We start from the raw sequence: 8699 nt of genomic DNA, 5'->3' as shown, positions 1-8699 counted from the left end.
GCACGGCCGCTGCCTGCCGGTCGGCCGCCACCCGTTTCGCTTCCGGCGTCGCGCTCCGTCGTTGCGGAGAGGCTAGCGCAGCCGTTCGAGCACGGTGAGGGAGGCATAGCCGTCCGGCGCCAGCCCCTGCGCCGCCTGCCAGTCCCGCACGGCCGCGATGGTGAGCGGGCCGATGCGCCCGTCGATCCCGCGCGTGTCGAAGCCCGCCGCGGTCAGGCGGCGCTGCATCTCCTTGCGCTCGTCGAACGTGAGCGCGCGGTCGCCGCGCGGCCAGTCGCCGCGGATCGGCGGCCCGCCTGCGAGACGATCGGCGAGATGGCCCACCGCGATGACATAGGCATCGGCAGGGTTGTAGCGTTCGATCACCCGGAAATTGTCGAAGATCAGGAAGGCCGGCCCACGCGCCCCCGCGGGCAGCAGGAGCGAGGCCTGCCCGTGGTCAGGCACCGGTCGGCCCTCCATGTCGCGCACGCCGAGGCGCGCCCAGTCCGAGGGCCGCTTGCGCACGTCGCGTGCGGCGAGGCGGTAGTCGAAGCCCTCGGGCAGGCGCACCTCCACCCCCCAGGGTTGACCTTCGGTCCAGCCGTACCCGGCAAGGTAGGCCGCGGCGGAGGCGAGCGCGTCGGTCGGATCCGCGCCCCAGATGTCGCGCCGCCCGTCGCCGGTGAAATCCTCCGCGTGGGCAAGGTAGGACGAGGGCATGAACTGCGTGTGACCCATCGCGCCCGCCCAGCTGCCGGTCATGCGGTCGGGCGTGGTGTCGCCGGCCTGAAGGATCTTCAGCGCCGCGATCAGCTCGCTCTCGAAGAAGGCGCCCCGCCGGCCGTCGAAGGCGAGCGTGGCGAGCGCCTCGATCACCTCGGTCTCGCCCCGGAAGGCGCCATAGGCCGATTCGAGCCCCCAGATCGCCGCGACGATCTCCTTCTCGACACCGTAGCGTGCCTCGATCCGGTCGAGCGCCGCGCCGTGCTGGTCGAGCGCCTTGCGGCCGTTGGCGATCCGCGTCCCGGACACCGCGCTGTCGAGGTACTCCCAGAGCGTGCGGGTGAACTCCGACTGGTTGCGGTCACGATCGATCACCGAGGCGTCGTAGCGCAGCCCGCCGAGCGCGGCGTCGAGCACGCGCGGCGAAATCCCCTCGCCCCGCGCACGGGCGCGAAAATCCGCCAGCCAGTCCTCGAAGGCGGCCTGCCGCTCGGATGCGGGCATGGTCGGGCGCTCCTCCTCGGCGGGGGCGGCGCGCACCGCGCGCGGCAGCGCGCCGGGCCGCGCCTGCGGGCGGAGCGAGCGGCCCGGCACCGGATAGACCGCCTGTCGCGCGACCGCGGGCAGGGCGTGGCCCCCGACGCTATCGGGCCGGACTTCGGGGCGCAGCGATCGTTCCACCGCGGCGGCGGGCACGACCGGGGCGAGCGCGACAAGGGCGCAGACAATGGCACAAAGGCCGCGGACGGCGACGCGACGGGTCATGATACGGGCCTGCTCGATCCTGTCGGACTGTTTTGTCGCAGGATACCGCGAAACGCGTCCTCAAGGAAGGGCCGCGTCCCGGCCGCGTCCCGCGGGCGGCTTACCGCCGCTTCCGGGTGACCCTGCGTTCGCTCTGTGCGGCCTTGTCCTTGCGCTCGGCCTTGTCCTTCGCCTTGGTCGTCTTGCGCTTGGCCTGCGCGGCCTTGCGGCGGGGCGGGCCGCCGGCGCCGCGTCGGGCCCGGGCGCCGGGCAGCGCCTCGTCCTCGAGCTCCAGCAGCTCCAGCGCGACGCCCCCGGTGACCGGCGCCGCCTCCGCGAGGCGCACGGTCACCCGCTGACCCGGCTTGATGACGGTGCCCGTGTCGGCGCCCATCAGCTCCTGCCGCCTGGCGTCGAAGACGAAGTATTCCCGCCCGATGTTGCGCATCGGGATCAGCCCGTCGGCGCCCGTCTCGTCGAGCTTCACGAAGGCGCCGAAGCGCGCGACGCCGCTGATCCGGCCGGTGAACTCCGCGCCCACGCGGTCCGAGAGATAGGCGGCGAGGTAGCGGTCCGTGGTGTCGCGCTCGGCCGCCATCGAGCGGCGCTCGGTTTCGGAGATGTGGATCGCCGTCTGCTCGAGCCGCTCGACCTCCTCCCGCGAGAGGCCGTCCTCGCCCCAGCCGTGCGCCGAAATCAGCGCGCGGTGCACGATCAGGTCGGCATAGCGCCGGATCGGCGAGGTGAAATGCGCGTAGGACTGCAGCGCGAGGCCGAAGTGCCCGAGGTTCGCGGGCGAGTAATAGGCCTGCGTCATCGCGCGCAGCGTCGCCATGTTGATGAGCTCCGCCTCGTCGGACCCCGCCGCCTGACCGAGCAGGCGGTTCAGGTGCGCGGTGTGCAGCACCTGCCCCTTGGCGAGGGTGAGGCCCGCCGCCTCCGCCGTCTCGCGCAGCGCGTCGAGCTTCATCGGGTCCGGCTCCTCGTGCACCCGGAAGAGGAGCGGCGACTTCCGCGCGATCAGCGTCTCGGCGGCGGCGACATTGGCCGCGACCATGAACTCCTCGACGAGCTTGTGCGCATCGAGCCGGTCGCGGAAATTGACCGAGACGACCTTGCCCTCCTCCGAGAGCTCCACCTTGCGCTCGGGCAGGTCGAGGTCGAGCGGCTGGCGCTCGTTCCGTGCGCTCACCAGCGCGCGCCAGGCGGCGAAGAGCGGATGGATCACCTCCGCGACGAGCGGCGCGGCCTTGTCGTCCGGCGCGCCGTCCTCGGCCGCCTGCGCCTGCTCGTAGGTGAGCGAGGCGGCCGAGCGCATCAGCCCCCGCACGAAACGGTGGCCGATCTTTCGGCCCGCGGCGTCGATCTGCATCCGCACCGCGACGACGGCGCGCGGCACGCCCTCGTGCAGCGAGCAGAGATCGCCCGACAGCCGGTCGGGCAGCATCGGCACGACCCGGTCGGGGAAATAGCTGGAGTTGCCGCGCCGGCGCGCCTCCCGGTCGATGGCGGAGCCGGGGCGCACGTAATGGGCGACATCGGCGATGGCGACCCAGATCACGTGGCCGCCGGCGTTCTTCGGATCGTCGTCGGCATGCGCCCAGACCGCGTCGTCGTGGTCGCGCGCATCCGCCGGGTCGATCGTCACCAGCGGCATGTCGCGCAGGTCCTCGCGCCCCGAGAGGCCCGCGGGCTTCATGCGGTCGGCCTCCTCCAGCACCTCCTCGGGGAAGTCGTGCGGGATGCCGTGCTGGTGGATCGCGATGAGCGAGACGGCCTTCGGCTCCGAGGGATCGCCGAGCCGCGCAACCACCCGCGCGCGGGGCAGGCCCATGCGGCCCTTGGGCCCTGCGTGCTCGGCCTCGACAAGCTCGCCGTCCTTCGCGCCGTGCATGGCGTCGGGCGCGACGGTCCACTCCTTGCCGTCGCCCTTGTCGATGGGCACGATGCGCCCGCCCTCGGCATCCTTGCGGAAGACGCCGAGCACCCGGCGCGGTGTCGCGCCGATGCGGCGGATGAGCCGCGCCTCGTAGTTGTGGCCCTCGCCCTTGACCGGCGCGAGCTTGGCGAGGATGCGGTCCCCCGCGCCCAGCGCCGGATCGGAGGCGCGCGGCACCACGAGCACGCGGGGCTCCACCCCCTCGCCGTGCCATTCGAGCGGGCGGGCGAAGAGATCGCCCGCGTCGTCGGGGCCGGCGACTTCCAGCACGGTGACGGGCGGCAGGCGCTCCGGGTCGCGGTAGGTCTTCTTGCGCTTCTCGAGGTGGCCCTCGTCCTCGAGCTCCTTCAGCAGCCGCTTGAGCTCGACGCGGTCCGCGCCCTTGAGCCCGAAGGCCTTCGCGATGTCGCGCTTGGAGGCGAGGGTCGGGTTGTCCTCGACCCAGCGCAGGATGTCGTCCTTGGTGGGCAATTTCGCCATGCGCGCCGCCTAGCACGCGGCGCGGAGCGCGTCACCGCGAAAAGCGGCGCTGCACCGGAGCCCGCGAATTTTCGTACGAAAATTCGCCAGGCCTGCGGAGCGCGGGCAGAAGATTTTTCGTACGAAAGATCTTCGCCGGTCACGTCACGCGAAATAGCCGCGCAGGAGGCGGGCGTAGATGCGGGAGAGCGCCTCGATCTCGTCGACGGGCACATGCTCGTCCACCTGGTGCATCGTCCGCCCGGTCAGGCCGAACTCGACCACGGGGCAGTGATCCTTGACGAAGCGCGCGTCCGAGGTGCCGCCGCCGGTGGAGAGCTCGGGCCGGAGGCCCGTCTCGGCCGTCACCGCCTCTGCCACCAGCTCCGAGAGCGGCCCCGGCGGCGTCAGGAAGGCTTCGCCCGAGAGCTTCGTCTCCATCTCCACGCCGACGCCGAAGGCCTGCGCGATCGCTGCCGCCTCGGCCTCGAGCCAGCGGATCAGGCTCGCGCCGCTGTGGCGGTCGTTGAAGCGGATGTTGACGGTGGCCCTGCAGGCCGCCGGGATCACGTTGGTCGCCGGGTTGCCGGTGTCGATGGTCACCACGGCGAGCGTCGAGGGATCGAAGTGCGCGGTGCCCTCGTCGAGCCTGGCCGAGGCCAGCCGGTCCATCAGCCGCGCCATCGCCGGCAGCGGGTTCACCGCGCGGTGCGGGTAGGCGGCGTGGCCCTGCACGCCGGTCACGGTGAAGAACGCCGAGAGCGAGCCGCGCCGCCCGATCTTGATCGTGTCGCCCAGCCGCTCCCGGCTCGTGGGTTCGCCGACGAGGCAGACCGACATCGATTCGCCTTCCTCCGCCATCCAGTCGAGCAGCGCCGCGGTGCCGTCCAGGGCCGGGCCCTCCTCGTCGCCCGTGATGGCGAGGATCACGGCGCCATCCTCGGGCGGGGTCCCGGTCACGAGGTCGATCGCCGCGGCGGCGAAGGCGGCGACGCCGGATTTCATGTCGGTCGCGCCGCGGCCCCAGAGCGCGCCGTCGCGCCGCTCCGCGCCGAAGGGCGGCACGCTCCAGGCCGCGGCGTCGCCCACGGGCACCACGTCGGTATGCCCGTTGAAGCCGAAGCGGCGCGCGGCCTCCCTCGGCCCCCAGCGGGCGAAGAGGTTGGCGACGCCGGCGCGGTCGGCGCGGCGGCAGTCGAATCCCGCGGCCGACAGCCGGTCGGCGAGCAGCGCGAGCGCACCGCCTTCCTCGGGCGTGACCGAGGGGCAGCGGATCAGGTCGGCGGTCAGCGCGACGGGATCGGTGGGCATTGCGTCTCTCCCCGGGCGGCGGCGCTCAGTCCGGCGCCTCCTCGTCGAAGAAGGGCGTGACCTGCGCGACGATCACCGCGTTCTCCTCCGCCGCGCGCGCCATCAGCCCCGCTTCCTCGGCGTCGATCTCGTGGCCCTGCGCGCGGCGCTCCTCGGCCGTGCCGTGGCCTTCCACGTCGAGCACGGAAAGCCCCGCCTGCTTGAGGATCGCCACCGTCTCGCGCACGGCCTCGGCCTCGTCCACGCCGCCGGCGTAGCAGAGAAGCGCCGCGCCGGTCGCGCCCTCGGGCAGCCCGTCGCCGGGCTTGCGGCCGGCCTCCACGAGGAGGGTGTAGACGGGGTGATCCCTGGCGCTCATGCGCCTGTCTTAAGCGCCCCTGTCCGCGCCCGCCACCCCCGGCACGCCGTCAGCGGCCCCGCGCACGGACAAGCGCGCGGCCTTCGCAGACAAGGGTGCCGTCGGCCATGCGCACGCTGGCCCAGAGATCGACGAGGTCTTTCTCGGGGCGCACCCGCGTCACCTCGACCCGCGCGGTCAGGTCCGTGCCGAGAGGCACCGGCTCGAGAAACTGGAGATCCTGCTTCAGCCAGTTGGTGCCGTGCCCCGGAAGCCGCGTGCCCAGCAGGCAGGCGATCAGCCCGCCGATCAGCGGTTCGGGTACATTCTCGCGCACCACGATGCCCGTCAGCCGGGCAAGATCGGCCGCGTCGTCGCGCGTGAAGGTGCGCGTCAGTTGCGCGCTGGCGCCGGGCTCCATCACTGCACCTCCAGTTCGCCGATCATCACCTCGCTGTCGTCGATCGCGCGCACGGCGCGCAGGACGATCGGCGTATCCTCGGCCTCCTGCCGGACTTCGAGGCGCACCTCTTCGCCGGCGTAGCACGGGTTGGGAAAGACGAGCATGTGCAGCTCGGGCCGCACCATCGGGCGCGCCTCGCGCAGCATCGCCCAGAGCCGGGCGTAGATCAGCATGCCCGGCGCCACGGGCCGTGGAAAACCGCCGATGGCATAGACCCCGTCGTCGAGATGGATCGGGTTGTCGTCGTCGGTGATGCGGGCGAACTCCGCGAATTCGGCATGCGAGGGCGTCCAGCGGGCGAGCAGGTTCAGCGTCATTCGGCCAGTCCTCCGGCACGTTGCGGGCCGTGCCTGTCGTGCGTCACGGCGCCAACGCGTTCAGTGTGGGCGGGTTTCGTCGCCGACGCAACGGCCGCGCGCACCACGGCGCAGGTGGCCGCACGATCGCGCGCTTGCAGCCGCCCGCCCGCCATGCGACCCATCCGCGGTTCACGGGGAGGAGGGACAAGGCATGCGGCTCGGATTGGTGCTTCTCGGACTGGCCTATGTTTTCAGTCAATTCTTTCGCGCCTTTCTCGCCGTCCTGTCCGACCCGCTGGCCCGCGATCTGGGCGCCACGCCCGACGACCTCGCGCAGGCCTCCGGGCTCTGGTTCCTCGCCTTCGCGGCGATGCAGGTGCCGGTGGGCTGGGCGCTCGACCGGCTGGGGCCGCGGCGCACCGCGTCCGTCCTCTTCCTGATCGGCGGCGCGGGGGGCGCGATCCTCTTCGGCCTTGCGCAGACGCCGGCGCATGTCTCGGCCGCGATGGCGCTGATCGGCGTGGGCTGCGCACCCGTGCTGATGGGAAGCTACTTCATCTTCGCCCGGAGCTTCCCGGCCGCGGCCTTCGCCACGCTCGGCGCGGTGATGATCGGCGTCGGCTCGATCGGCAACCTGGCGAGCACCGTGCCCCTCGAGCTTCTGGTCGAGGCCGTGGGCTGGCGCGCGACGCTTTTCACGCTGGCCGGCGTGACGGGGGGGCTCGCACTGGCGATGTTCGCCTTCGTGCAGGACCCGCCGGCCCTCGAGGGGGGCGCGAAAGGCAGCCTGCTCGACGTGCTGCGCATCCCGGCGCTCTGGCTCATCATGCCGCTGATGCTGGTGCATTACGCGCCGGCGGCGGGGCTGCGGGGGCTCTGGATCGGGCCCTACATGGCGGATGTGCAGGCGACGACCGCGGGCACCGCGACCCTGGTCATGGGGCTGGCCATGATCGCGGGCACCTTCGCCTACGGCCCGCTCGACCGCTGGCTCGGCACGCGCAAGTGGGTGGTGACGGGTGGCACGCTCTTCGGCGCGGCGGCCTGCCTCGCGCTCTGGGCCGTGCCGCTGGCCGACTACTGGACGGCGCTCGCGCTCTTCGCGGCCGTGGGTTTCTTCGGCATGGGTTATCCGCTGATGATGGCGCACGCGCGGGCCAACGTGCCGATGCACCTCGCCGGGCGGGGCGTGACGCTGATGAACCTCTTCAGCATCGGCGGCGTCGGGCTGATGCAGATGGTGACCGGCCGGCTGCACGCCGGCGTCGCCGCGGGCGCCGAGAGCGCGGTCGCCCCCTATGCCGCGGTCTTCCTGCTCTTCGGTGCGCTGCTGATCGTGGGGCTGATCCCCTACCTCTTCGTGCGCGACCGGCTCGACTGAGCCGCCCTTTCGCCGCTTCCGGCCTTGGTGTAAGACGCGCGGACCCTGCGGCCGCGCCGCAGCGCAGAACACGAGGAGCCGAGGACAATGGGCTACAGACTCGCCGTCGTGGGCGCCACGGGCAACGTGGGCCGCGAGATGCTGAACATTCTCGCCGAGCGCGAGTTTCCGGTGGACGAGATCGCGGCGCTCGCCAGCCGCCGCTCGCTCGGCACCGAGGTGAGCTTCGGCGATGCGACGCTCAAGACGCAGGACCTCGAGGCCTTCGATTTCACCGGCTGGGACATCGCGCTCTTCGCCATCGGCTCGGACGCGACGAAGACCCATGCGCCCAGGGCCGCGAAGGCCGGCTGCGTGGTGATCGACAACTCCAGCCTCTACCGCTACGACCCGGAGGTGCCGCTCGTCGTGCCGGAGGTGAACGCCGAGGCGGTCGAGGGCTACGCCAGGAAAAACATCATCGCCAATCCCAACTGCTCGACCGCGCAGATGGTCGTGGCGCTCAAGCCGCTGCACGACCGCGCCACGATCAGGCGGGTGGTGGTCTCCACCTATCAGTCCGTCTCCGGCGCAGGGAAGGAGGGGATGGACGAGCTCTGGGACCAGACCAAGGCGATCTACAACCCGACCGAAGAGATCGCGCCGAAGAAGTTCCAGAAGCAGATCGCCTTCAACGTGATCCCGCACATCGACTCCTTCATGGAGGACGGCTCCACCAAGGAGGAGTGGAAGATGGTCGCCGAGACCAAGAAGATCGTGGATGCCGCGATCAAGGTCACGGCCACCTGCGTGCGCGTCCCGGTCTTCGTCGGCCATGCCGAGGCGATCAACCTCGAGTTCGAGGAGCACCTCGACGAGGACGAGGCGCGCGACATCCTGCGCGCCGCGCCGGGCCTCATGGTCGTCGACAAGCGCGAGGACGGCGGCTACGTCACGCCCATCGAATGCGTGGGCGATTTCGCCACCTTCATCAGCCGCATCCGGCAGGATTCGACCATCGACAACGGCCTGAACCTCTGGTGCGTCTCCGACAACCTGCGCAAGGGCGCCGCGCTCAACGC

8 protein-coding genes are annotated in these 8699 nt (G+C 71.7%); 2 read left to right on the top strand and 6 right to left on the bottom strand.

The window, feature by feature from the left end; genetic code table 11:
- Positions 1-72: 72 nt before the first annotated feature.
- From ACESL7_RS04860 to ACESL7_RS04835, 6 genes are all read right to left on the bottom strand, one after another.
- Entirely contained in the window at positions 73-1470 is a 1398-nt protein-coding gene (locus tag ACESL7_RS04860; protein ID WP_372892004.1) for a lytic murein transglycosylase, read from the bottom strand.
- Positions 1471-1570: 100 nt separating this feature from the next.
- Positions 1571-3868 (bottom strand): ribonuclease R, encoded by a 2298-nt coding sequence (gene rnr / locus ACESL7_RS04855; RefSeq protein WP_372892002.1) that lies wholly within the window; start codon positions 3866-3868, stop codon positions 1571-1573.
- 144 nt (positions 3869-4012) lie between these two features.
- On the bottom strand, positions 4013-5158 hold the full coding sequence (gene dapE, locus ACESL7_RS04850) for a succinyl-diaminopimelate desuccinylase (RefSeq protein WP_372892000.1): 1146 nt from the start codon (positions 5156-5158) through the stop codon (positions 4013-4015).
- 25 nt (positions 5159-5183) lie between these two features.
- Positions 5184-5516: a hypothetical protein gene (locus tag ACESL7_RS04845; protein ID WP_372891998.1), complete on the bottom strand. Its 333-nt coding sequence runs from the start codon at positions 5514-5516 to the stop codon at positions 5184-5186.
- Between the two features lie 49 nt (positions 5517-5565).
- Positions 5566-5916 carry a hotdog family protein gene (locus ACESL7_RS04840; RefSeq protein ID WP_372891996.1) on the bottom strand — a complete coding sequence of 117 codons (351 nt, stop codon included), beginning with the start codon at positions 5914-5916 and terminating at the stop codon, positions 5566-5568.
- Entirely contained in the window at positions 5916-6275 is a 360-nt protein-coding gene (locus tag ACESL7_RS04835; protein WP_372891994.1) for a MaoC family dehydratase, read from the bottom strand. Before ACESL7_RS04835 ends, ACESL7_RS04840 begins: the two co-directional genes overlap by 1 nt.
- Positions 6276-6468: 193 nt before the next feature.
- Between ACESL7_RS04835 and ACESL7_RS04830 the strand changes: the two genes are divergently transcribed.
- The gene (locus ACESL7_RS04830; RefSeq protein ID WP_372891992.1) at positions 6469-7638 is read left to right on the top strand and encodes an MFS transporter; all 1170 of its coding nucleotides are present in this window, start codon (positions 6469-6471) and stop codon (positions 7636-7638) included.
- Between the two features lie 87 nt (positions 7639-7725).
- Positions 7726-8699, top strand: a 974-nt coding sequence (locus ACESL7_RS04825; RefSeq protein WP_372891990.1) for an aspartate-semialdehyde dehydrogenase, incomplete at its 3' end; no start/stop codon positions are given.

Origin of the sequence: Rhodosalinus sp. (genome assembly GCF_041685465.1) — a bacterium.
Taxonomy (GTDB): domain Bacteria; phylum Pseudomonadota; class Alphaproteobacteria; order Rhodobacterales; family Rhodobacteraceae; genus Rhodosalinus.
Note: the sequence above shows the minus strand (reverse complement) of the source record. Positions and strands in the feature narration are given on the sequence as shown.